The sequence below is a fragment of the Polaribacter sp. 2305UL8-11 genome (genome assembly GCF_058147165.1).
This window is the reverse complement of record NZ_JBYVJW010000004.1, coordinates 137,482-162,277: the sequence shown is the minus strand read 5'-3', so window position 1 is coordinate 162,277 and position 24,796 is coordinate 137,482. Positions and strand designations below refer to the sequence as shown.

23 protein-coding genes are annotated in these 24,796 nt (G+C 30.5%); 13 read left to right on the top strand and 10 right to left on the bottom strand.

Translation table 11 applies throughout. The features are described 5' to 3' along the window. Nucleotides 1–24 precede the first annotated feature (24 nt). The 3 genes from hemB to hemA form a co-directional block, all read right to left on the bottom strand. Nucleotides 25–987: a porphobilinogen synthase gene (gene hemB / locus ACY2RW_RS05210; protein ID WP_490121644.1), complete on the bottom strand. Its 963-nt coding sequence runs from the start codon at nt 985–987 to the stop codon at nt 25–27. A gap of 82 nt (nt 988–1,069) precedes the next feature. Beyond that, nucleotides 1,070–2,662: a hydroxymethylbilane synthase gene (gene hemC, locus ACY2RW_RS05205; RefSeq protein ID WP_490121643.1), complete on the bottom strand. Its 1,593-nt coding sequence runs from the start codon at nt 2,660–2,662 to the stop codon at nt 1,070–1,072. A 7-nt stretch (nt 2,663–2,669) separates the two neighbouring features. Continuing rightward, entirely contained in the window at nt 2,670–3,905 is a 1,236-nt protein-coding gene (hemA, locus tag ACY2RW_RS05200) for a glutamyl-tRNA reductase (protein ID WP_490121642.1), read from the bottom strand. Between the two features lie 204 nt (nt 3,906–4,109). On the opposite strand from hemA, the gene ACY2RW_RS05195 reads away from it, so the two are divergent. The 5 genes from ACY2RW_RS05195 to ACY2RW_RS05175 all read left to right on the top strand — a co-directional run bounded on the left by ACY2RW_RS05195 (nt 4,110) and on the right by ACY2RW_RS05175 (nt 8,995). Next, nucleotides 4,110–4,994: a helix-turn-helix transcriptional regulator gene (locus ACY2RW_RS05195; protein WP_490121641.1), complete on the top strand. Its 885-nt coding sequence runs from the start codon at nt 4,110–4,112 to the stop codon at nt 4,992–4,994. A 357-nt stretch (nt 4,995–5,351) separates the two neighbouring features. Further along, complete coding sequence (locus ACY2RW_RS05190) at nt 5,352–5,861, top strand: TrmH family RNA methyltransferase (protein WP_490121640.1); 510 nt, start codon at nt 5,352–5,354, stop codon at nt 5,859–5,861. 111 nt (nt 5,862–5,972) lie between these two features. Next, on the top strand, nt 5,973–7,001 hold the full coding sequence (gene hemH, locus ACY2RW_RS05185) for a ferrochelatase (RefSeq protein WP_490121639.1): 1,029 nt from the start codon (nt 5,973–5,975) through the stop codon (nt 6,999–7,001). A gap of 103 nt (nt 7,002–7,104) precedes the next feature. Further along, nucleotides 7,105–7,704 carry a CopD family protein gene (locus ACY2RW_RS05180; RefSeq protein WP_490121638.1) on the top strand — a complete coding sequence of 200 codons (600 nt, stop codon included), beginning with the start codon at nt 7,105–7,107 and terminating at the stop codon, nt 7,702–7,704. Between the two features lie 40 nt (nt 7,705–7,744). Further along, nucleotides 7,745–8,995: a TCR/Tet family MFS transporter gene (locus ACY2RW_RS05175; protein ID WP_490121637.1), complete on the top strand. Its 1,251-nt coding sequence runs from the start codon at nt 7,745–7,747 to the stop codon at nt 8,993–8,995. 1 nt (nt 8,996) lies between these two features. Here the strand turns inward: ACY2RW_RS05175 and recR are convergent, their stop codons facing one another. Next, on the bottom strand, nt 8,997–9,614 hold the full coding sequence (gene recR, locus ACY2RW_RS05170; protein WP_490121636.1) for a recombination mediator RecR: 618 nt from the start codon (nt 9,612–9,614) through the stop codon (nt 8,997–8,999). A gap of 148 nt (nt 9,615–9,762) precedes the next feature. Between recR and ACY2RW_RS05165 the strand changes: the two genes are divergently transcribed. From ACY2RW_RS05165 to ACY2RW_RS05140, 6 genes are all read left to right on the top strand, one after another. Next, a complete protein-coding gene (locus ACY2RW_RS05165; protein ID WP_490121635.1) occupies nt 9,763–11,199 on the top strand; it encodes a sodium:solute symporter in 1,437 nt (478 codons plus the stop codon). A 2-nt stretch (nt 11,200–11,201) separates the two neighbouring features. Beyond that, nucleotides 11,202–12,656, top strand: a complete 1,455-nt coding sequence (locus ACY2RW_RS05160) for a glycosyltransferase family protein (protein WP_490121634.1) — start codon at nt 11,202–11,204, stop codon at nt 12,654–12,656. An 18-nt stretch (nt 12,657–12,674) separates the two neighbouring features. Beyond that, nucleotides 12,675–13,322 (top strand): pyridoxamine 5'-phosphate oxidase, encoded by a 648-nt coding sequence (gene pdxH / locus ACY2RW_RS05155; protein ID WP_490121633.1) that lies wholly within the window; start codon nt 12,675–12,677, stop codon nt 13,320–13,322. Between the two features lie 35 nt (nt 13,323–13,357). Then, the gene (locus ACY2RW_RS05150) at nt 13,358–13,846 is read left to right on the top strand and encodes a SixA phosphatase family protein (RefSeq protein WP_490121632.1); all 489 of its coding nucleotides are present in this window, start codon (nt 13,358–13,360) and stop codon (nt 13,844–13,846) included. A gap of 6 nt (nt 13,847–13,852) precedes the next feature. After that, nucleotides 13,853–14,749 (top strand): Ppx/GppA phosphatase family protein, encoded by an 897-nt coding sequence (locus tag ACY2RW_RS05145; RefSeq protein ID WP_490121631.1) that lies wholly within the window; start codon nt 13,853–13,855, stop codon nt 14,747–14,749. Between the two features lie 108 nt (nt 14,750–14,857). Continuing rightward, nucleotides 14,858–15,958 (top strand): OmpA family protein, encoded by a 1,101-nt coding sequence (locus tag ACY2RW_RS05140; protein WP_490121630.1) that lies wholly within the window; start codon nt 14,858–14,860, stop codon nt 15,956–15,958. A gap of 54 nt (nt 15,959–16,012) precedes the next feature. On the opposite strand, the gene ACY2RW_RS05135 is transcribed toward ACY2RW_RS05140, so the two are convergent. After that, on the bottom strand, nt 16,013–16,492 hold the full coding sequence (locus ACY2RW_RS05135; RefSeq protein ID WP_490121629.1) for a thioredoxin family protein: 480 nt from the start codon (nt 16,490–16,492) through the stop codon (nt 16,013–16,015). A 156-nt stretch (nt 16,493–16,648) separates the two neighbouring features. Next, on the bottom strand, nt 16,649–17,662 hold the full coding sequence (gene lpxK / locus ACY2RW_RS05130; protein WP_490121628.1) for a tetraacyldisaccharide 4'-kinase: 1,014 nt from the start codon (nt 17,660–17,662) through the stop codon (nt 16,649–16,651). Between the two features lie 75 nt (nt 17,663–17,737). Here lpxK and ACY2RW_RS05125 point away from each other — a divergent pair, with 75 nt between their 5' ends. Beyond that, the gene (locus ACY2RW_RS05125) at nt 17,738–18,832 is read left to right on the top strand and encodes a Nif3-like dinuclear metal center hexameric protein (protein WP_490121627.1); all 1,095 of its coding nucleotides are present in this window, start codon (nt 17,738–17,740) and stop codon (nt 18,830–18,832) included. Between the two features lie 2 nt (nt 18,833–18,834). Then, entirely contained in the window at nt 18,835–19,608 is a 774-nt protein-coding gene (locus tag ACY2RW_RS05120; protein WP_490121626.1) for a zinc ribbon domain-containing protein, read from the top strand. Between the two features lie 69 nt (nt 19,609–19,677). Here ACY2RW_RS05120 and leuB read toward each other — a convergent pair whose 3' ends face one another. The 4 genes from leuB to leuC form a co-directional block, all read right to left on the bottom strand. Continuing rightward, nucleotides 19,678–20,733: a 3-isopropylmalate dehydrogenase gene (gene leuB / locus ACY2RW_RS05115; RefSeq protein ID WP_490121625.1), complete on the bottom strand. Its 1,056-nt coding sequence runs from the start codon at nt 20,731–20,733 to the stop codon at nt 19,678–19,680. A 128-nt stretch (nt 20,734–20,861) separates the two neighbouring features. Continuing rightward, nucleotides 20,862–22,382 (bottom strand): alpha-isopropylmalate synthase regulatory domain-containing protein, encoded by a 1,521-nt coding sequence (locus tag ACY2RW_RS05110; RefSeq protein WP_490121624.1) that lies wholly within the window; start codon nt 22,380–22,382, stop codon nt 20,862–20,864. Between the two features lie 105 nt (nt 22,383–22,487). Further along, complete coding sequence (gene leuD / locus ACY2RW_RS05105; RefSeq protein WP_490121623.1) at nt 22,488–23,087, bottom strand: 3-isopropylmalate dehydratase small subunit; 600 nt, start codon at nt 23,085–23,087, stop codon at nt 22,488–22,490. Nucleotides 23,088–23,274: 187 nt separating this feature from the next. Then, nucleotides 23,275–24,675, bottom strand: a complete 1,401-nt coding sequence (leuC, locus tag ACY2RW_RS05100) for a 3-isopropylmalate dehydratase large subunit (protein ID WP_490121622.1) — start codon at nt 24,673–24,675, stop codon at nt 23,275–23,277. Nucleotides 24,676–24,796 lie beyond the last annotated feature (121 nt).

Genomic DNA, 24,796 nt, shown 5'->3' with positions numbered 1-24,796 from the left:
ATCAAAATTATTCGCTTCATTTTTTTATTTATTCAATATTCTTGCAGCTTCCTTAGCAAAATAGGTAATAATAATATCTGCGCCTGCTCTTTTCATAGATAGTAAACTTTCCATCATCACTCTTTCTCCATCAATCCAACCTTTTTCTGCAGCCGCTTTTACCATTGCATATTCTCCACTTACATTATAACAAGCAATGGGCCTGTCAAAATTATTTTTTAAATCTCTGATGATGTCCAAATAAGACAATGCTGGTTTTACCATTAAAATATCTGCTCCTTCTTGGTCGTCAAAAGTGGCTTCACGCATTCCTTCATCTCTGTTTGATGGATCCATTTGATAGGTTCTTCTGTCTCCAAATGTGGGCGCTGAATCTGCTGCATCTCTAAAAGGCCCGTAAAAAGCGGATGCATATTTTACAGAATACGCCATAATTGGCAAGTTTGAAAATCCTGTATTATCTAAAGATTGACGAATCATATCTATGGTTCCATCCATCATTCCTGATGGAGCCACCATATCTACTCCTGCTTTTGCGTGAGAGATGACTTGTTTTGCAATATTTACTAATGTTGCATCATTATCTACATCATTATTGTGTATAATTCCACAATGTCCATGTGAAGTATATTCACAAAAACAAACATCTGTAATTACATATAAACTTGGATACTTCTTTTTGATAAAACGAATGGCTTGTTGCATAATTCCTTTATCATTCCAAGTTTCTGTGCCTTCATCATCTTTGTTTGAAGGAATTCCGAATAATAAAACAGCTGGAATATTCAACGCTACAACTTCATCTAATTCTTTTGAAATTGTATCTAAAGACCAACGTTTTATTCCTGGCATAGAAACAATTTCTGTTTCTATATTTTCTCCTTCTTCAATAAAAAGCGGGTATATAAAATCATCTACAGAGATTTTGGTTTCTCTTACCAATCTTCTAATTCCTTCTGTCTTTCTTAATCTTCTTGTTCTAAACATAAATTTTAGCTTATGTCAGGTCGAGCGCAGTCGAGACCTAATTTATAAAACCTCTCGACTGCGCTCGAGGAGACATTCCTACCTATTCTGAGTAATGAGATTTTACCAAATCTAAAACGCTATCTACACTTGGTAAATTAGCAACTTGCACATTTTTAAAATGCTTTTTAGCTTCTTTTGCTGTGGTTTCTCCTATACAAAAAGCAACTTTATCTGTGCTATTTTTTTCTAAATAACTTTCAATTCCTGATGGGCTATAAAACAAAACACCAGAAATAGCATCATCAATTTTATCAGGACTTAACATTGTTTTGTAAGCCTCAACTTCGTTAACAACTATATCGTTTGTTTTTAAATAAGCAGGTAAAATATCTAATCTTACATCACTACAGAAATAAGTTACTTCTTTATTCTCCAGTTCTTTTGTTAAATATTCTGATAACTTCTTTGCATTTTTTGCAACGTGAGCAACTTTACCAATTTTATTTTCTATCAGCTTTTTGGTTCTTCTTCCTACACAGAAAATATTTTTGAAATTCATTTCATCTTTTGTGAAAGAATTTAACAGTGCTTCTACTCCATTTTGACTGGTAATGATTACGTTTTCTAACTCGTTTTTTATCACCTTTGATGGAATTCTATTAAATCTGATTTTAATAAAATCGCTGTCTTGAACACCTATTGTATTTGGTAATAATTTTTTTTGGGCTTCAGATAATTTTTTAGTGGAATATATTTTATGTTTTATTAAAGATTCGCCTTCCATGTCAGACAACATCAGTTCTTTCCCTCCTCTATTAATAACATAATCTGCACAATCTTTGGCTAAAAAACGATGACGTCCCATTTTTGCAGTTTTATTTACTGTAATTTTTTTAGAACCGTCTTTTTTTAATAAAATTCCTTTAAAATTAATTTCCTCTGTTTTTTCATCAACATAAGCTAAAGCACCTATTGGAGCTGTACAACCACCTTCTAAAAGGTTTAAAAATTCTCTTTCTATACCTACACAAACTTTGGTTTCGTAATGATTTAATTGATCGCAAGCGTCTTTTACAAAATCGTCTTTTTCTAAACAGGCAACCATAATTGCACCTTGTGCTGGAGCAGGAATCATCCAAGTTAAAGGGATTGCACCTTTATCTCTTATTCCTAATCTTTCTAAACCTGCAGCTGCAAAAATGGCTCCATTCCAAGTTTCACTATCTGCTAATTTTTGCAAACGTGTATTTACATTTCCTCTTAAATCCTCAATTTTATGGGTTGGATAACGATTTAACCACATTGCTTTTCTTCGTAAACTTCCTGTTGCAACAATACCATTTGGCTGTCCAAAAAATTCTTCTGTATCTTTTAATACCAATAAATCTGTATAATTTGCACGCTTTAAAACTGCCCCTTGAATAATTCCTTCTGGTAAAACAGTTGGTACGTCTTTTAAAGAATGTACAGCAACATCAATATCACCATTTAACATGGCAATGTCTAAATTCTTTGTAAAAATGCCTGTAATTCCCATTTCATACAAAGGTTTATCTAAAACAATGTCTCCAGTAGATTTTATAGGAATAATCTCAGAGTCATAACCTAATTCAGTTAATTCTTTGCGTACTTTATTGGCTTGCCAAAGCGCTAATTGGCTATCGCGAGTTCCTATTCTAATCGTTTTTTGCATCTTTTTTTTAAGATTGAAATACCTTATTAATTACTTGAAGGCTTTGTGAAACAGAAGTATCTTCATCTTTAAGATGCTTCACAAATTGTGTGGTTATTTTTTGAATAAAACGAGCTGTTAAAATCTCTGCTTGATGTTCATCAAAATCTGCTATTTTTTTCTTTTGGAAATTAATCTCGTCATTTTTAATATTTTCTAAAGATTGTTTTAATGCTGCAATTGCAGGAGTAAATCTTCTATGATTTAACCAATCGTTAAATTCTACCTTATGCGTTTCTATAATTTTTTCTGCCAAAGGAACTTCTTGTTGACGAACTGCTAAAGTTTCGTGCGTAATTTTTGATAATTCATCTACATTTACCAAAGAAACACCTTTATACTCTGTAACTTCTTTTGCAACATTTTCTGGCATTGATAAATCTAAAATTAACAACTCTTTATTATCTAAAATATGCTTTTTAGTAATTGTTGGTTTGTCTGACCCAGTAGAAACAATTAAAACATCAGCTTTTGCGACTTCGTCTGACAAATTTTCTATCACAGATTTTCTGATTGACGCATGTTCTTTTACAAATTCGGTTGTTTTTTCTTCTGTTCTATTTATCAAACAAACTTTTTTGTTTTGTGTGTATTCTGCAAGATTTTTGCAAGTATGTTTTCCCATTTTACCCAACCCAAAAACTAATATGTTTTTTGAATTGTAATCTGGTAAGTTTTTGATGATATACTGCACAGCTGCATAAGACACAGAAGTGGTTCCAGAACTCAGTTTTGTTTGGTTTTTAACCTTTTTACTGGCTTGCAAAACACTATTTACCAACCTTTCTGTATAGGCATTTGTAGTATTTAATGCTTTTGACATCTTAAAAGATTGCCTTAATTGCCCCACAATTTCGTAGTCGCCTAAAATCTGACTTTCTAATCCTGTACCAATTCTAAACAAATGTTGTATTGCTTCTTGATCTTTATAAACAAATGAAATTTTAGCAAATTCTTGAATTGTTCCTTCAGAAAACTCGCACAATAATTCGATTAGTTGACAAGGTCTTTCTGCAAAACCTGAAATTTCTGTTCTGTTGCAAGTTGATAAAATAAAAATTCCTTGAAAACCTTTTTCTTTGGCAAGTATCAATAATGATTTCTGATTTTCTTTAGATAAAGAAAATTTTCCTCGTGCGTTAGCATCCGCTTTTTTGTAACTAACCCCAATATTGTAAAAGTATTCTTGCTTTTCCTCTTGCATCTTATTGTAAAAGTAGGTCAAAAGTAAAAACTTCATTTTAAAAAAAACATCGCTTAAAGTACTTTTTATAACGTTATATGTTTTTTAGATACTTTTTTTAAAAAAACTTATAAAAAACCTTATTTTTGCAGTAGTGATAAGGTTTAGAACGATTCTTATATAGAATCATTCTAAATAAAAACAAATTGAAATACCTAAAAAGCAATGTTTAAAAATGTCGGAGAAAGTACTTTTGAAGAAATTACATTAGAAGATGGTTTTTATGTACTTCATTTTCAGAACGAAAGCAAAGAAGTACAAGTTTTTGAAAGAACTATTAGTAGCTCTTTTATTCAAATTCATTTTTGTTTAAGAGGTAATTCTAAGTTTTTATTTAATAACGGAACATATTCTTTTGATGTGTTAGATGGAAGGTCTATTTTATTGTACAATCCACAAAGAACATTACCTATTCATTTAGAAAACCAACCAAAAACAACACTAATTTCTTTATTAATTTCTATTGAAAAGTTCCATTCTCTGTTTTCTAAAGAGTCTGGCTATATTCCTTTTTTAAGTGATGAAAACAGCAATAGAAAGTATTATGATGATACTGAAATAAAACCCACAGTTTCTATTGTTTTACAACAGATTATCAACTCTAACATAAATAGTTCTATTAGAGATTTATATGTAAAAGGTAAGGTTTACGAGTTGCTGAGTTTGCATTTTCAAAAAGACGAAAATGTAGAAGGCGAATATTGTCCGTTTTTAGTAGATGAGCAAAATGTTTTAAAAATTAGAAAAGCCAAAGAAATTATTATAGATAGAATGGCAGAACCTCCAAGTTTACAAGAATTGGCAAATGAAATTGGTTTGAACATTAAAAAATTAAAAGAAGGTTTTAAGCAAATTTACGGAGATACTGTGTATAGTTTTTTGTTTGATTATAAAATGGAACATGCAAGAAGATTGTTGGAAAGCAACCAATTTAATGTTAACGAAGTAGGTACACAAGTAGGTTATAGTACTTCTAGCCATTTTATTGCAGCTTTTAAAAAGAAGTTTGGTACAACACCTAAGAAATATGTAATGAGCCTAAATCAGTAAACAGCTTACAGTCGCAGTTAGCAGTAATTAGAAGATAAATATAAAATTATGTTAGATGGTCATTTTTCTGAAGTTCAAAAAAGGAACAAAGCCAATGAAGCTCATAAAAGAAGCTTAAGAGATAAGGTGAAGAAAAATAGAAAGTCATTTATAGGATATTAAGAATAAAACAGAACTTGAATTCCCTAAATTTTCTGACAAAGAATTAAGCACATTTAAAGAAAAACTAAAGTCAAAAAGAAAATGGAGATCTATAATCACAATTCTGGTTTTTATCGTAATTATTATTTTTACAATAATCATAACTAATTATATATTGAATGCTACTTCTCCATTTGCTGGAATTTAAGTTAAACTATGAAACAACTAACACATTACGATATTGAAAACTCACAAAAAAAGTTTCCTATAACTATTGTTTGTGATGCCATTAGAACCCCTGAAAATATAGGAATGTGTTTTCGTATTTCTGAGAGCTTTGGAGTTGAAAAAATTTATTTTCATAAAAATTCTCCATCTATAGAAAATAGAAAAGTAATTAATACTGCAAGAAATACCATTAATCAAATTGATTATGAATTTTACAGTAATTTTAATGAAATAACAAACCAATTAAAACAAGAAGGAAACACAATAATAGGCATAGAAATTACTGATAAAAGCATCAATATTCAAGATTTTAATTTTAAAAATCATGAAAAAATCGTCTTACTTTTGGGCAGTGAAAGAAATGGAATTGAAAATGTTAATTTAGTCGATGAAACTATTGCAATACCCATGTATGGTAGAAATTCATCAATGAATGTGATACATAGTTTGGCAATAACGCTTTATGAAGTTACGAATCAGTTAATGGTTAATGGTTAGTAAAATATACTATTTTAAAACAAGTTCAGAATAATAAAAAATAATTAAATAATAAAGTTCCAAATTTTCAACATTAAAACTTTGAAACTTTGAAACTTTGAAACTTTACAAATGAAAGGAATTTTATTAAACAACCTAGGGTCACCAGATTCTACAGAAATTAAAGATGTAAAAACGTATTTGGACGAGTTTTTAATGGACGAACGTGTCATTGATATCCCCTATTGGAAACGTTATGCTTTAATTAAAGGAATCATTTTAAACTTTCGACCAAAAAAATCTGCTGCAGCTTATAAAAAAATCTGGTGGGATGAAGGATCTCCTTTAGTTGTAATTTCAGAAAGGTTTGCAGAAAAAGTATCTAAAAAAATTGATATCCCTGTAGAATTGGCAATGCGTTATGGCTCTATGTCTATGGAAAAAGGAATCAAAAATTTGGTTGATAAAGGTGTTACAGAAATCTTTTTAGCGCCTTTATATCCTCATTACGCAATGTCTTCTTATGAAACTGTGGTAACCAAAGCCGAAGAAATTTTAGCAGAACATTATCCAAATGTAATTTTAGATACTTTACCTCCTTTTTACAACGAGCCAGATTATATCAAAGCAATGAGCGCAAATATTGCGAATCATTTAGAAGGATTTGATTACGACCATATATTGTTTTCTTATCATGGAATTCCTGAACGTCATATTAAGAAATCAGATCCAACAAAAAGTCATTGTAAAATTGATGGTTCTTGTTGTGAACGTAACTCAGTAGCACATTATACTTGTTACAGACATCAGTGTTTTGAAACAACAAAAGAAATCGCCAAAACACTAAAGCTAAAAGAAGGTACATATAGTAATTCTTTTCAATCTAGATTATTAAAAGATCCTTGGTTAAAACCTTATACAGATTTTGAGTTAGAAAAATTTCCATCCGAAGGTAAAAAGAAATTAGCAGTAATTACACCCGCTTTTGTTGCTGATTGTTTAGAAACTTTAGAGGAAATTGCCATGGAAGGAAAAGAGGATTTCTTAGAAGCTGGAGGAACAGATTACAAGCACATACCTTGTATGAATGATAATGATGATTGGGTAGATGTAATGGTTTCTTGGATTAATGATTGGAAAGAAAATGGAGTTAGCAGTTAGCAGTTAGCAGTTAGCAGTTAGCAGTTAGCAAAAATAAAAATTTAGGACGAATGTCATTTCGACTTTATGGAGAAATCTCAACTTTGAAACTTAATACAAAACTATGGATTTTTTATACGTAAAAGCATTACACATTATTTTTGTAACCACTTGGTTTGCAGGTTTGTTTTATATTATTCGCTTGTTTATTTATCATATAGAAGCAGAAAAAAAACCACAGCCAGATAAGAAAATATTACAAACTCAATTTAAATTGATGAGTAAACGTTTGTGGTATATCATTACTTGGCCATCAGCAATTTTGGCAAGTTTTTTTGCTTTTTGGATGTTATACAAAAACCCTTATTACCTAACAGAACCTTGGATGCATGTTAAATTAGCTTTTGTTTTGGCACTCTATTTTTATCATTATTCATGTCAAAGAATTTATAAACAACTACAAAATAACATTATAAAATATTCTGCATTACAACTTCGAATCTGGAATGAAGTTGCCACAATTATTCTATTCGCAGTTGTTTTTTTAGTCACTCTAAAAAGTGCTATCAATTGGATTTGGGGTGTTGTTGGAATTGTTCTTTTTGGTATTTTATTAATGCTAGGTATTAGACTTTACAAAAGAATTAGAGAAAAAAAATCTTGGGAAAAAGCAGAACAAGAAGTTTTAGAAACTACAGACAAAACCATTTCTAAAGAAGAATAACTGAAGAATATTTCTTTTATTTGACAACTCAAACCATCTAATGAAAAAAAATAAAAAGCAAGCTGCTTTAGGGTTCATTTTTATTACAATGCTAATTGATGTTATTGGATGGGGAATTATCATTCCTGTAATTCCTGGTTTGATTGAAGAACTTATTCAAGGTGATATTAGTGAAGCTGCAAAAATTGGTGGCTGGTTAACTTTTGCTTATGCCATTACTCAATTTATTTTTGCGCCAATTATTGGGAATTTAAGTGACAAATATGGACGAAGGCCTATTATCTTAATTTCACTCTTTGGCTTTACATTAGACTATATTTTACTTGCTTTAGCTCCAACAATTACATGGTTGTTTATTGGACGAATTATTGCTGGTATTACTGGAGCCAGTATTACAACTGCATCTGCATACATAGCAGATATTAGCACACCAGAAAACAGAGCCAAAAACTTTGGGATGATTGGAGCTGCATTCGGTTTAGGTTTTATCATTGGACCAGTTATTGGTGGTTTATTGGGACAATATGGAGCAAGAGTCCCTTTTTACGCGACCGCAATTTTATGTTTTATAAACTTTTTATATGGTTATTTTATACTTCCAGAATCTTTATCTAAAGAAAAAAGAAGAGCATTTGATATTAAAAGAGCAAATCCTGTTGGAAGTTTTTTAAGTTTAAAAAAGTATCCTAAGTTAATTGGCTTAGTATTATCTATGTTTATTTTATATGTAGCTTCTCATGCCATACAAAGCAATTGGAGTTTTTTTTCTATGTATAAATTTAATTGGGATGTAGATATGGTTGGCTATTCATTAGGGATGATTGGTTTAATGGTAGCATTAGTGCAAGGTGTTTTAATTAGATGGATAAACCCAAGATTAGGAAATGAAAAAAGTATTTATGTAGGTTTCTTTTTATACAGTTTAGGCATGTTGCTATTTGCATTTGCTACTGATGGATGGATGTTGTTTGTCTTTTTAATTCCTTATTGTTTAGGAGGTATTGCTGGCCCTGCTTTACAAGCTGTAATCTCTATTCAAGTTCCAGATACAGAACAAGGCGAAATTCAAGGTACTTTAACAGGTTTAATGAGTGCTTCTGCTATTGTTGGTCCTCCTTTAATGACTGGTATTTTTTATTATTTCACGAAAGAAGATGCTCCTTTTGAGTTTGCTGGAGCTCCATTTTTATTGGCAGCAATTTTAATGGTAATTAGTGCATTTATGGCTTATTATTCTTTTAAAAAGCATAAAGTTAAAATGAGTAAAAGTGTTGTTTTAGAGGAGGAATAGTTTAACTTTTTATACTCTGCTCAAAAGGAATTCGATTTACAATACTTCTTCCTAAAGTAACCTCATCTGCATATTCCAATTCATCACCAACAGAAATTCCTCTTGCAATAGTTGAAGTTGTAATCTCGTATTTTTCGATTTGTTTAAAGATGTAAAAATTGGTGGTATCTCCTTCCATAGTAGAACTTAAAGCAAAAATAAGTTCTTTTATTTCTCCTTTTTCAACTTTGGTTACCAAAGAATCTATTTGTAAATTTTGCGGACCAATTCCTTCAATTGGAGAAATTTTACCACCTAAAACATGGTACAAACCATTAAATTGAGAAGTACTCTCAATTGCCATAACATCTCTAATGTCTTCCACAACACAAACAATTTCAGGGTTTCTTTTAGAGTTATTACAAATATCACACAAAATAGTATCTGAAATATTATGGCATTTTTCACAAGTTTTTACATCATTTCTTAAATGCAGTAATGCTTCAGATAAATATTTGGTATTATCTGAAGGTTGTTTTAATAAATGTAATACCAAACGTAATGCAGTTCGTTTTCCTATTCCTGGTAAACGCGATACTTCGTTTACTGCGTTTTCTAAAAGTTTTGATGAAAAATCCACAATCCAAAAATACGACATCAAAAGAAATAAGAATAAAGAAATTTTAAAAAAAACTTTTTAGTTTTCTATTCTCTTTTCTCTGTTTTCTGTTCTACAAAAAACTTATATTCGTAACTCGTAATTCATAATTAAACATTTGTAATTTACAATGCAACCACTTCACATTTTACTATTAATTGTCGCTTATTTTTCTGTGTTAATTTTCATTTCTTACATTACAGGGAAATCTGCTGATAATAAAACCTTTTTCAAAGCCAACAACTCATCTCCTTGGTATTTAGTGGCTTTTGGTATGATTGGTGCATCTCTTTCTGGAGTAACATTTATCTCAGTTCCAGGTTGGGTAGAAGCCCAAAGTATGAGTTATTTTCAGATGGTTTTGGGTTACGTTATTGGTTATGCAGTAATTGGTTTGGTATTACTTCCTCTATATTATAGACTAAATTTAACATCAATTTACACCTATTTAGAAGATAGATTTGGGCGATATTCTTACAAAACTGGAGCAAGTTTTTTCTTACTTTCTAGAACAATTGGAGCCGCTTTCCGTTTATTTTTAGTTGCTAATGTATTACAAGTCATTCTATTTGATGCATATGGAATTCCATTTTGGGTAACAGTTTCCATAACTATTTTATTAATTTGGTTGTACACTTTTAAAGGCGGAATTAAAACCATTGTTTGGACAGATACTTTGCAAACTTTATTTATGCTAATTGCTGTTGGTGTTTGTATTTATACGATTTCTGATAAAATGGAAATTAACAATATTTTTTCTTATGTTGCTGATAGCGAATTATCTAAAACATTCTTTTTTGATGATGTAAATGCTGGAAATTATTTTTGGAAACAGTTTCTTGCAGGAGCATTTATAGCAGTTGTTATGACAGGTTTAGACCAAGATATGATGCAGAAAAATTTAACCTGTAGAAATTTAAAAGACGCTCAAAAAAACATGTTTTGGTTTACCATTGTTTTAGTAATTGTTAACTTTTTCTTTTTAGCATTGGGTGTTTTACTAACAGATTTTGCACAACAAAATGGTATTGATGCACATAAAGATCAGCTTTTTCCAATCATAGCAACTCAAGGTAAGTTAGGTATAGCAACAGCATTGTTTTTCTTATTAGGGTTAATTGCAGCAGCCTACTCAAGTGCAGACTCTGCACTAACTTCTTTAACAACTTCTTTTAGTATAGATATTTTAGAAATTGATAAAAAAGAAGATAAAAAATTACAAGAAAAAATTAGAAAGAAAATTCACGTTGTCTTTTCTATTGTTTTAATTCTCATCATTCTAATTTTTAAATATTTTATTGCAGATGAAAGTGTTATTGCTAATATTTTTAAAGCAGCAGGATACACTTATGGCCCTTTATTAGGTTTGTATGCTTTTGGTTTATTTACAAAACTGAAAGTTAAAGACAAAATGGTACCTGCTATTTGCTTATTAGCTCCAATCTTAACGTTTATTATTAGCTATCACAGTTTAAAGTACTTTAATTTTGATTTTGGGTTTTTCGTTTTAGTTTTAAATGGGTTTTTAACTTTTACTGGATTATTTTTATTTAAAAGTGAACGTTAGTAATGATAAAAAAAATAAAATATACTGCTTTAATTATCTTTTTAACGACTGCGTATTTTAGTGTTGGTCATTTTCATTCAGACGAATATTTTCAAATTATAGAGTTTGCGCAATACAAACTAGGCAATATAGACAGTTCTGATTTGCCTTGGGAGTTTAATGAAAAAATGAGATCTTCTTTTCAACCTTGGGTTGCTTATGTGAGTATTAAATTTTTACATTTTATAGGATTAGAAAACCCTTTTTACATTGCTACACTATTTAGAATAATTAGTGCACTTTTAATTTGGTTTACAATAGTTAAACTAAATGAATTTTATGGCGAAAAATATTTCAAAGAAAAAAAATGGTTAAATCTATTCTACGCATGCACTTTACTACTTTGGTTTATCCCTTTTGTTAGTGCGCGTTTCTCTTCGGAAAATTATGCAGCTTTGTTTCTTTTAATATCAATATTACTATTAACAAAGCAAAAAAACTATTTAAATTTTAGTCTTATTGGTTTGTTATTAGGTATTTCTTTTCTATTTAGATACCAAATATCTATAGCCATTTTTGCAATTTACGCTTATGTACTTATTATAGAAAAAGTAAAACTTTTAAAAATATTACTATCAAAAAGTATTTTAGGATTGGTCATTGCTTTAGGCATCTATTTAGACAGCCTCTTTTACAATCAATTTACTTTTGCGCCTTATAATTATATAAAATTAAATTTAATAGATGGCAAAGCTGCTAATTTTGGCACTTCTCCCTTTTATGCTTATTCTTATTTATTTCTTTTAACTGCAATACCACCTATAAGCATTGTTTTATTCCTTTCTTTTTTTAAAGGTCTTTTTTCATTAAAAAAGCATCTTTTTATATGGGTAAGTGTATTATTTATTATTGTTCACTCTTTTATTGGCCATAAAGAAATTCGATTTTTGTTTCCAATAATTTACCTAGTGGTTTTTATTTCTATATATGGTTTAAAAACATACTTTTTAGATAAAGAAATAAAAAATTGGCATAAGAAAATATTTAGATTTTCTTTAATTTTAAATGGTTTATTACTTATTTTTATGATGTTTAAACCTGCAAACGAAACTGTAAAATTGTATCGTTTTTTATATGCAAATACTTCTAACAAAAACAACACAGTTATTTCAACATCAAAAGAAACCTATCATTTTTTAGTAGATTTAAAATCATCTTTTTATAGACCAAAAAATATTACTTCGCTTGTTATAAAACCGACTGATAATATTAGTGAGTATCTAAAAAAGAACAACATACACAAAGCCTTTTTAATTCATGATAAGTTTATTTTTAGTCAACATATAGAAAATTACAAACTCACAAAAGTTTATAGTGCATATCCAAAATGGATAACTGCTATAAGTTTTGTAGATTGGCAAGACGTATTAAGGACTAAGAGCATATATTTACTTACATCAAAAAAAGAAATTAATTAACCCCTTAAATAAAAAAGTATGGCTAAAGATTTGAGTAGTTATAGAAAATCCTACGAAAAACAAGAACTTTTAGAAAGTAATTGTCCAGAAAACCCAATGGAACTATTTCAAACTTGGTTTAGAAACGCAGATGAATCTGATACTGTAGAAGAAACCAATGCAATGAATGTAGCTACCATAGGTAAAGATGGTTACCCAAAAAATAGAATTGTTTTGCTTAAAAAATTTACTTGGGAGGGTTTTATTTTTTACACCAACTATACTTCAGAAAAAGGAAAAGCAATAGAAAACAACAACCATATTTGTTTATCTTTCTTCTGGCCAGCTTTAGAACAACAAATTATTATCAAAGGAAAAGCAGAACAGCAAGCTGAAAATTTATCTGATGGCTATTTTGAATCTAGACCAGATGGAAGTAAATTGGGTGCTTGGGCTTCTAACCAAAGCACTGTGGTTTCCTCTAGAGCAGAATTGGATAAAAACCTAAAAATGTTTGAAAGAAATTTTGCAGGAAAAGAAATTAATAGACCAAAACATTGGGGAGGGTATTTGGTAAAACCAGTTTCTATAGAATTTTGGCAAGGTAGACCCAATAGAATGCACGATAGAATAAGATATTCTTTACAAAAAGATTTTTCTTGGAAATTAGAAAGATTAGCACCATAAATTTTTATATTTACAACTCAACAATCATTCATCTAATGAAAACCTTATACATTGTTAGACATGCAAAATCTTCTTGGAAATACTCTGGTATAGAAGATATTGACAGACCTCTAAAAAAACGTGGCATTAAAGATGCCCATTTAATGTCTAAAATTTTGTCAAAAAAAATTGACAAACCAGACGTTTTCATAACTAGTAGTGCAAACAGAGCATTGCATACTGCTGTTATTTTTTGCGAAAACTTTGGGTTTCCGCACACAAATCTTCAAATAAAAAAACAACTTTACAGTTTTAGTGATGGCTACTTGGTAAAAACTGTAAATGCTTTAGATGATGGCTATAATTCTGCAATTATTTTTAGTCATGACCATGGTATTAATACATTTGTAAATGAATTTGGAGACAAACCCCTAGCTCACGTAACCACTTGTGGTGTTATTGGTATTCAGTTTCAAGAGAAACATTGGAAAAACATTAGAAGAGGAAAAACAATTTTGGTAGAATTTCCTAAAAACCATAAATAATAAATTGTGTTAGAAATAAAAAAATATGGTGCTATAGATATTGGTTCTAACGCAATAAGACTATTAGTATCTAACGTAATTGTTTCTGAAGACAAAGAACCACAATTTAAAAAATCTTCTTTAGTACGTGTGCCTATTCGTTTAGGAGCAGATGCTTTTGTTGGCGGAATTATTAGCCAAGAAAATACTGCTAGGATGGTTAATGCTTTAGAAGCTTTTAAATTATTAATGGATGTACATGGAGTAGAAAAATACAAAGCTTGTGCAACTTCTGCCATGAGAGAAGCTAAAAATGGGAAAGACGTTGTTACAGAAATACTTGCTAAAACAGGAGTACAAATTGATATTATTGGAGGTAAAGAAGAAGCTGCTATTATATCATCTACAGACTTAAACGAATTAATTGTAGGCAACAGCTCCTATTTGTATGTAGATGTTGGTGGTGGAAGTACTGAGTTTACTATATTTTCTGAAGGTAAAATAGTAACTTCAAAATCTTTTAAAATGGGAACAGTACGTTTACTAAACAATAAAAAATCTGTAAATAAAGAGATTTTTTCGAACGTAGAAAAATGGATTAAAAAGAATACAAAAAACTTAAAAAAGGTTTCTTTAATTGGTTCTGGAGGTAACATTAACAAACTGTTTAAAATGTCTGGTAGAACAGAGGGAAAACCTATTTCTTATATCTATTTAAGTGCCCAATATCAGTTTTTAAAGCAAATGTCTTACGAAGAAAGAATTTCTGAACTCAGCTTAAATCCAGATAGAGCAGACGTAATTATACCTGCAACAAAAATTTACTTATCTGCAATGAAATGGAGTGGTGCCAGAAAAATTTATGTACCTAAAATAGGACTTTCTGATGGTATCATTAAAAGCTTATTTTACAACAAAATCTAAACTTCTTTAACTTTTCATTAACAAATATTAACATTTTTTTTATATTTACTGTGACCTTCAAAAAAATTGAGTGTCATACTAACATATAAATCAAAAACTATTTTAATTATGAAAAAAATTTTATTTAGTGGTTTTTTCTTAATGATTGGAGCTGTAGCTTTCGGTCAAGACTTACCAGAAAACCCAGAACCAGGAAAATGTTATGTACGTTGTAAAACTCCAGAAGTATGGAAAAACGAAGATGTAACAATAGAAATTGCGCCTGCTTACAAAAAAATCATAACCTACCCAGCCACATACAAAACAATTACTGAAAGAGTTTTAGTAAAAGAAGCAGACAAAAAATTAGTAGTTATACCAAGTGTTTGGGAAACTAGAACAGAAACTTATGTTGGTAAAGAAGATGCAAACAAATTAAGGGTTATAAAAGCTACCTTTAGACCAGACTCTAAAGTTATAGAAACAAAAGCAGCCTCTGCTGTTTGGGAAATGAGTGAGAAAGCCCCAGATTGTGAATCTAGTGATCCAAATGATTGTAGATATTGGTGTTACAAGCCAATTCCTGCTCAATTTGTAACAGTACCGCAAACTAAATTAGATGCAGATGCTTCTACAACTTCTTCTCCAGTTCCTGGGTATGAAAAAACATATACTAAAAGAGTAATGGTTAAAGGACCAACTACAAAAACTATAGATGTTCCTGCTGTTTACAGTACTATTAAAAAAATTGTTTTAGTAAAAGATGCTTATAAAGAAGAAGTTACTGTACCAGCCAAATACAAAACTGTTACTAAAGAAGTTTTAGTAAATAAAGGTGGTTTAACTACTTGGAAAGAAGTAGAATGTGAATTGGTAAACAACACTCCATTACCAATTAATTGGAATTTAGGAAGTGCTACTTTAACTAACGGAGCAAAAAGAATTATCGATGCTCGTTTATTACCAATCTTAAAAGATGGTGTAGCTGTTGCAATTGAGTCTCATACAGATTCTAGAGGAACTAAAGAGAGTAACCAAGATTTATCAGAAAGAAGAGCACAAGCAGTAACAAACTACTTAATTTCTAAAGGAGTAAATCCTAGTCAATTAACTGCAAATGGATTTGGTGAAAGAAGATTAACAAACAGATGTGCAGATGGTGTTTCTTGTACAGAAGCAGAACACAGAGCTAACAGAAGAACTACGTTTAGAGTAATCAATCAAAAATAAAAGTTCGATTTGTATCGAATAAAAAAAACCGAAGCAAATTGCTTCGGTTTTTTGTTAATAATTTTCTATAACAGATTGTAAAAAAGGATAGTAATATTCTGTTAGCATTTTACCTTTCTTGTAACCAATCATTCTTCCTTTTTTATTTACAAGTACTAATGTTGGATATGATTTAACTTTATACTTGCGGATTAGCTTATAATTTTCTTGAAGTTTTTCTGGAGAAACTAAGTTTTTATTTCTTGGGTTATTTACTTCTAGTAAAACCAAATCTTTATCTGCTAAAGCTTTAAACTTTTTTGTGTGAAACAATTCTTTATCTAATTCTTTGCAAGGGCCACACCAATCTGAACCTGTAAAATAAATTAATACAGGCTTTTTTTCTTTTTTAGATTTTTTTAAAGCTTTTTGATAAGTATCCTCCCAATTTAAAAAAGGTTTTTCTATAACACTTTCACTTATCTTTTCTTGAGCTAAAAAATGAGTTGTTGCACCTATAAGAAACGAAGTAAGAATCAATACTATTTTTTTCATTTGGTATATGTTTCTTCAAAAATATCAAAAATAATACCAAATAAAAAATATATGTGACTTTCTAAAAAATATAGTGTCTTATTATTTGTGGATTGCCTTTAAAAGCAATCATTCTAACACAAATCAAAAGAAACCGGCATCCTATAAGTGCCGGTTTTAAAGTATATGATTTTTAATTATAGTATTAAATTCTTCTTCTCTATTTAAAAAAGCAGTTCTAATTCCTAAGTAAGAAAGCTCCTTTAAGCTACCTTCTAATCTTACAAAATCTTTTTCTGTAGTTAAAATAATTTTTTTATCTGATTTTAAAATTGAATATTCTCTTCGTATCAATTCTATATCTTTATTTGTAAAATGATGATGATCAGAAAACTTTAAGTGCTTAAAATGCACTTTATTTTCCTTCAAAAACGATAATAATGGAAAAGGATTTGCAATTCCTGTAACTAATACAACTTCATAGTTTTTTAAGTTATTAATTAAAATTTTATGAGTTCCAGAAGTACTATCATCATAAGAAATAGAGGTAAAGAAAACTTTTTTATTGTATTTCTTTAGTTTGCTTTTAATTTTATTTTGAGAGGTTTCATCGAGATTTTCTGGACATTTGGTTATAATGATTACATCTGCTCTTTTTGCTCCTTTTTTACTTTCTCTTAAATTTCCAGTGGGTAATAAAAAATCATCCACAAATAAATCATTGTATTTGGTTAATAAAATATAAAAGCTTCCTTTTACTTTTCTATGTTGATAAGCGTCATCTAACAAAATTACTTCTGGAGATTCATCAGAAATTAATTTAGAAATTCCTGCAACTCTATTTGCATCTACAGCAACATTTATATTTTTAAATTTCCTAAAATATTGCAAAGGTTCATCTCCAACATCTTTTGCAGAATGTCTTTTATTTAACAAGACAAAACCTTTTGTTTTTCTTTTATATCCCCTACTTAAAACAGAAGTTTTATAAGAATCTTTTAAAAGATTAATTAAATATTCTATTTGTGGTGTTTTTCCAGTACCACCCACACTTAAATTACCAACAACAATTACTGGGATTTTAAATGAAGTTTGTTTAAAAACACCAATATCAAAAAAGTAATTACGAATTCTTGTAACGATATCGTAAATAATGGCAATTGGGAATAATAAAAAACGTACAATTTTCATTATTACGAAAATAAGTCATTTTTATGGATTGATGGACGGAAAATGCTAACTTTGGTTTTCCATATAATTTATTTTATGACAATCAAAAACATCACCAATTATTTAGAAGAACTAGCTCCTCTTAATTATGCAGAAGATTTTGATAATGTAGGGCTGTTAGTAGGCAGTTACAATACAGAAGTTTCTGGAGTTTTGGTAACTTTAGATACATTAGAAGAAACCATAGATGAAGCTATTGATAAAAATTGTAACCTAATTATAAGTTTCCATCCTATAATTTTTGGAGGATTAAAAAAACTCAATGGAAATTCTTATGTAGAAAGAGTGGTAGTAAAAGCGATTAAAAATGACATTGCCATTTATGCTACACATACTGCATTAGACAATTCTAAAAATGGAGTTTCTGCAAAAATATGTGAAACTTTACATCTAAAAAATACAAAAATATTAATTCCCAAAAAAGGGATTATTAAAAAACTAATCACTTTTGTACCTATTGATAATGCAGAAACATTAAGAAAGTCTCTTTTTAAAGCTGGTGCAGGAAATATTGGCAATTATGACAATTGTTCTTTTAATATACAAGGAGAAGGAACCTATAGAGGAAATGAAAATTCAAACCCTACAGTTGGAGAAAAAGGAAAAAATCATTCTGAAAAGGAAACTCAGATTTCTGTTATTTTTGAAAGTAAAAATGAAGCAAAAATCTTAAAATCATTACAAGAAAACCATCCTTATGAAGAAGTTGCTTATGAAATTTTAACTACAGAAAACGTACATCAAGATATTGGAATGGGAATGATAGGTGAACTTTCTACTGCAATGGATGAAAAAGAATTTTTACTTTATTTAAAGAAAACAATGCAAACAGATTGTGTACGTCATTCAGCATTTATACATAAAAAAATAAAAAAAGTAGCAGTTTTAGGTGGATCTGGAAGTTTTGCCATATCTGACGCAAAAAAAGCTGGAGCTGATGCTTACGTAAGTGCAGATTTTAAATATCATGAGTTTTTTAAAGCAGAAAACAGTATTCTTTTGGCAGATATTGGACATTATGAAAGCGAACAGTTTACAAAAAACCTTTTGGTTGATTATCTTATGAAAAAATTTAGTAATTTTGCAGTCATTTTATCAGAAAAAAGTACAAATCCCATATATTATATATAAACATGGCAAAGAAGAAAGAAATTTCGGTTGAACAAAAGTTAAGAGCTTTATACGATTTACAATTGATAGACTCAAGAATTGACGAAATTAGAAATGTTAGAGGTGAATTACCCTTAGAAGTAGAAGATTTAGAAGATGAAGTTGCAGGTTTAAATACACGTATTGGAAATTTAAACCAAGATGTTGCTGACTTAGAAACAGATATCAATAATAAAAAATTAGCGATAGAAGAATCTAACTCATTAATGAAAAAATATGATGAGCAACAAAAAAAAGTAAGAAATAACAGAGAGTTTGACTCTTTGTCTAAAGAAATTGAATATCAAGAGTTAGAAATTCAGTTAGCTGAAAAAAGAATTAATGAATTCAAAGCAAAAATTGCTCAAAAAATGGAAGTAATTGGTGCTACTAAAGAAAAATTAGAAAAGCAAAATCAGCATTTAGGTCATAAAAAAGCAGAATTAGATGCCATCTTAAAAGAGACAGAAAAAGAAGAAGAGTTGCTTTTACAAAAATCTGATGAGTTTTCTAAAACTTTAGACACTCACTTATTTTCTGCATATTCTAGAATTAGATCTAAAGTTAAAAATGGTTTAGCAGTTGTAGCTATAGAAAGAGGTGCTTCTGGAGGATCTTACTTTACAATACCACCACAAGTGCAATTAGAAATTGCAAATAGAAAGAAAATTACAATTGATGAGCACAGTGGACGTATTTTAGTTGATGCTGCTTTAGCTGAAGAAGAAAAATTAAAAATGGATAAGTTCTTTTCTTAGACAGAAATTTAAATAAAATCATAAAAAAACTCGAAGCTTAGCTTCGAGTTTTTTATCTTACACTAATTTTTAAACGTTTTCTGCTAACCAATCTCCAACTTCTGATGTTCCATAAGATTTTCCACCATCAGCTAAATCTTCGGTAACGATACCTTTATTTAAAGCCTCATTTACAGCATCTCTAATTGCTTTTCCTTCTGCTTGTAAACCAAAGTTTTCAAACATCATTGCTGCAGATAAAACTGTAGCCATAGGATTTGCAATATTTAATCCTGTTGCTTGTGGATAAGAACCGTGAATTGGCTCAAACAAACCAATTTCAGCTCCTAAAGAAGCACTTGGCATTAATCCCATAGAACCAGAAATTACAGATGCTTCATCTGTTAAAATATCTCCAAATAAGTTTTCTGTAATTAATACATCATAACTATTTGGCCATTGAACCAAACGCATTGCAACTGCATCTACAAACTCATAAGAAACCTCCACTTCTGGATAGTCTTTTTCCATGGCTTGCACAGTTTCTCTCCATAAACGTGAAGTTTCTAATACATTCGCTTTATCTACACAACATAATTTCTTACCACGTGTCATTGCCAATTCAAAACCTTTTTTGGCTAATCTTTGTACCTCTGCTCTCGTGTAAACACAATTATCGAAAGCAGTTTCTCCTTCTTCTCTTCTACCCTTTTCACCAAAATAAATTCCACCTGTTAATTCACGTAAAAAAACCAAATCAGTTCCTTCAATACGTTCTCTTTTTAAAGGAGATTTATCTAATAAAGAAGGAAACGTAAATGTTGGTCTTACATTGGCAAACAATCCTAATTTCTTACGCATTTTTAACAATCCTTGTTCTGGACGAACTTTTGCAGAAGGATCATTATCAAAACGTGGATGCCCAATTGCACCAAATAAAACAGCATCAGAAGAAGCACAAATTTCATGTGTTTCATCAGGATAAGGCTCTCCAACTGCATCAATAGCAGCTGCACCTGTTAAAGCTGGTTTCCAGTTAATTTCGTGATTGAACTTTTTTGCAATTGCATCAGATACTTTTACGGCTTGGTCTATTACTTCAGGACCAATTCCATCTCCTGCTAATAAGGCTATGTTTAATTTCATATTTTTAATTATTTGTCATCTCGACTTTATGGAGAGATCTTTTATTTATGTATTTAATAGATTTTTCGACTTCACTTCGTTTCGCTCTAAATGACAGGAACACCAAACTTCATTCTTCCCACTTCAAGCTAAATAATATTCAACATTTTCTCTGTGGCTTTAATTGCAGATACTGTTTGATCTGAATCTAAACCACGTGTAATAAATTCTTTTTCTTCTCTTTTCCAAGTAATGATGGTTTCACACAAGGCATCAGAATGACTTCCAGGAGGAATACGCACACCATAATCGATTAAATCTGGTAAATCTTTTTTACTGTGAGTTTTGTACAATTTACGCAATGCATTCATAAAAGCATCAAATTGTCCATCTCCTTGTGCGTGTGCTTCATATTGTACACCTTCTACTTTTAATTGCAAAGTAGTAGATGGTTTCATTCCTTTTGCGTGTCCTAAAACATAATTTTCTACAACTACACGTTTTTCTATAGTATCACTATCTAAAACATCAGAAATGATATAAGGTAAATCTTCTTGAGAAACGACTTCTTTTTTATCTCCTAATTCAATAATTCTTTGGGTAACTTTCTTTAATTCGTCATCATTTAAACTGATGCCTAAATCTTGTAAATTCTTTTGGATATTTGCTTTTCCTGATGTTTTTCCTAATGCATATTTACGTTTTCTACCAAAACGTTCTGGCATTAAATCGTTAAAATACAGATTATTTTTATTATCTCCATCTGCGTGAATCCCTGCAGTTTGTGTAAAAACATTTGCACCAACAACTGGTTTGTTTACAGGAATTCTAAATCCTGAAAATGTTTCTACTAACTTACTAATTTTGTTTAAAGCAGTTTCGTTCACATCAACTTTTACATCCGTTAAAAAATCATTGATAACTGCAATAACACTTGCCATTGGTGCATTTCCTGCACGTTCACCCATTCCATTTATGGTTAAATGTAACCCATTTACACCCGCTTTTACAGCTTCCATAACATTGGCTACACCCAAATCGTAATCATTATGACCGTGAAAATCGATGTGTGTATTCGGATATCTTTCTCTAACTTCTGTGATGAAATTAGCAGTTTCTGTATGTGTTAAAACCCCTAAAGTATCTGGCAATAAAATACGTTCTACTTTTTGAGCTGTTAAAAAGTCTAAATATTCAAAAACATAGTCTTTTGAGTTTCGCATTCCATTAGACCAATCTTCTAAATATACATTGGTTTTAATGTTGTTTTTTGCAGCTAACTCAATATTGGCTTTGATATCAGCAAAATGTTGTGCTGGTGTTTTTTTAAGTTGATGTGTTAGGTGATTTAAAGAACCTTTGGTTAATAAATTCTGTACTTTTGCTCCTGCTTCTAGCATCCAATCAATAGATTTTCCACCATCAACAAAGGTTAACACCTCAATTTTACTTAACTGATTATTTTCTGAAGCCCAAGAAGTAATTTTTTGTACTGCTTGTAATTCTCCTTCAGAAACTCTTGCAGAGGCTATTTCTAAACGATCTACCTTTAGTTCTTCTAATAGTAATTTTGCAATGGTTAACTTCTCTGAAACTGAAAACGACACTCCTGATGTTTGTTCTCCATCACGAAGTGTGGTATCCATTATTTCAATTTTTCTCTGGGTCATCTACTTAACTTAAATCACTTCGACAAGCTCAGTGTGACATTATTAATCCAAATTACAATTAGTAATCAGTATGTCAGTCTGAGCTTGTCGAAGACTTTTTAGTAATTAAAATGGTCTTGTTTCAGCAAAAGCAGCAATTTCGTTTTCGATGTTTTTTAAATAATCAATATCATCAAAACCGTTTAACATATTGTCTTTTTTGTATGAATTGATTTCAAAAGATTCAGATTCTCCTGTTGCTACTAAAGTTACGGTTTGATTTGGTAAATCAACTTTTATCTCCGTTTTTGGATCCGCCATAATTGCTGTAAATAAAGTATCTGCAAATTCAGCAGAAACTTGCACAGGCAAAACCCCAACATTTAAACAGTTATTCTTAAAAATATCTGCAAATGCCGATGAAATTACACAGCGTAAACCAAAATCGTACACAGACCAAGCTGCGTGCTCTCTTGAGGAACCAGAACCAAAGTTTCTACCTCCTACTAAAATTTTAGAACCTGCATAAATTTCTTTATTTAAAGGAAAATCTGCTTTTGGTGTTCCATCTTGATTGAATCTCCAATCACGGAAAAAATTGATATCAAAATCTTTACGCTCTGTCGCTTTTAAGAAACGTGCTGGAATGATTTGATCTGTATCTACATTCTCTGTTGGTAATGGATATGCTGTACTTGTTAATACATTAAATTTATCGTAAGCCATTGTTTTAAGTATTCAGTCTACCAGTATTCAGTTGGCAGTTAATTTAAATTTATTCTTGTCACTTCGAGTGAATTTTACGATTGAAATGAGTAAAATTTGTATCGAGAAGTTTAGTGGTTCTCGATACTATTTTTCTTCCTTTGTCAGAAAAATCACTCGAACTGACATACTTAGTTTTAATTCCTTATTATGATACTAATATCGTTCTTGGATCTGTTACTTTCCCTTCTACTGCAGATGCTGCAGCTACTAAAGGACTTGCTAATAAGGTTCTAGATCCTGGTCCTTGACGTCCTTCAAAGTTTCTGTTTGATGTAGAAACTGATAATTTTCCTGCTGGAATTTTATCATCATTCATAGCCAAACAAGCTGAACAACCTGGTTCTCTTAATACAAAACCTGCATCGTCTATAATCTTATCTAAACCTTCTGCCTTAATTTGATCTACTACTTTGTGTGAACCTGGAACTAACCAAGCAGTTACATTGTCAGCTTTTTTACGTCCTTTTACAATAGAACAAAATGCTCTAAAATCTTCTATACGTCCATTTGTACAAGAACCTAAGAAAACAAAGTCGATTTCTTTACCAATCATAGCATCACCTTCTCTAAAAGACATATAACCTAATGATTTCTTATAAGTTTCTACACCACCTTCTACAGCTTCTGCATTCGGAATCGATTTTGTAACTCCAATTCCCATTCCTGGATTCGTACCATAAGTAATCATTGGTTCAATATCTGCTGCATCGTAATTAAATTCTGCATCAAAACTTGCTCCTTCATCTGTATATAACGTTTCCCAATAGCTCATTGCCTTATCCCAATCTGCTCCTTTAGGCGTTTGAGAACGACCTTTTAAATATTCGAATGTTTTTGCATCTGGTGCAATCATACCTCCTCTTGCTCCCATTTCTATAGACAAATTACAAACTGTCATTCGTCCTTCCATAGTCATATCTTCAAAAACATCACCTGCATATTCTACAAAATATCCAGTTGCACCAGAAGTTGTTTGTTGAGAAATAATGTATAAAGCCACATCTTTTGGCGTAACTCCTAAACCTAATTTACCATTTACGTTAATACGCATAGATTTTGGTTTTGGCTGCATAATACATTGTGTAGACAATACCATTTCTACTTCACTTGTACCAATACCAAAGGCAATAGCTCCAAAAGCTCCATGTGTTGATGTATGCGAATCTCCACAAACAATGGTTGCACCTGGTAATGTAATTCCGTTTTCTGGACCTACTACGTGTACAATTCCGTTGTTTTCATCACCTAAACCCCAGTGAGAAATACCATATTTAGCAGCATTGTTTTCTAATGCACCTAGCTGGTTTGCAGACAATGGGTCTGCCACTGGTAAATGTTGATTTATAGTTGGTGTGTTATGATCTGCAGTTGCGAATGTACGCTCTGGATATACCACACTATTTCCTCTACTTTCTAATCCTAAAAAGGCTACAGGACTTGTAACTTCGTGGATAAAATGACGGTCTATAAAAAACACATCTGGTCCGTCTTTTACACTTCGTACCACATGCGAATCCCATACTTTGTCAAATAATGTTTTTGCCATTTTTCTTGTTATTTATTGATATGATTAGGTATCAGCTATCAAAAGTAAGCTTTATTTAAGTTTTTAACAGAAATCATACGTTTTACTTAATGATTTCTAACTGTTGAAATAATAATTATAT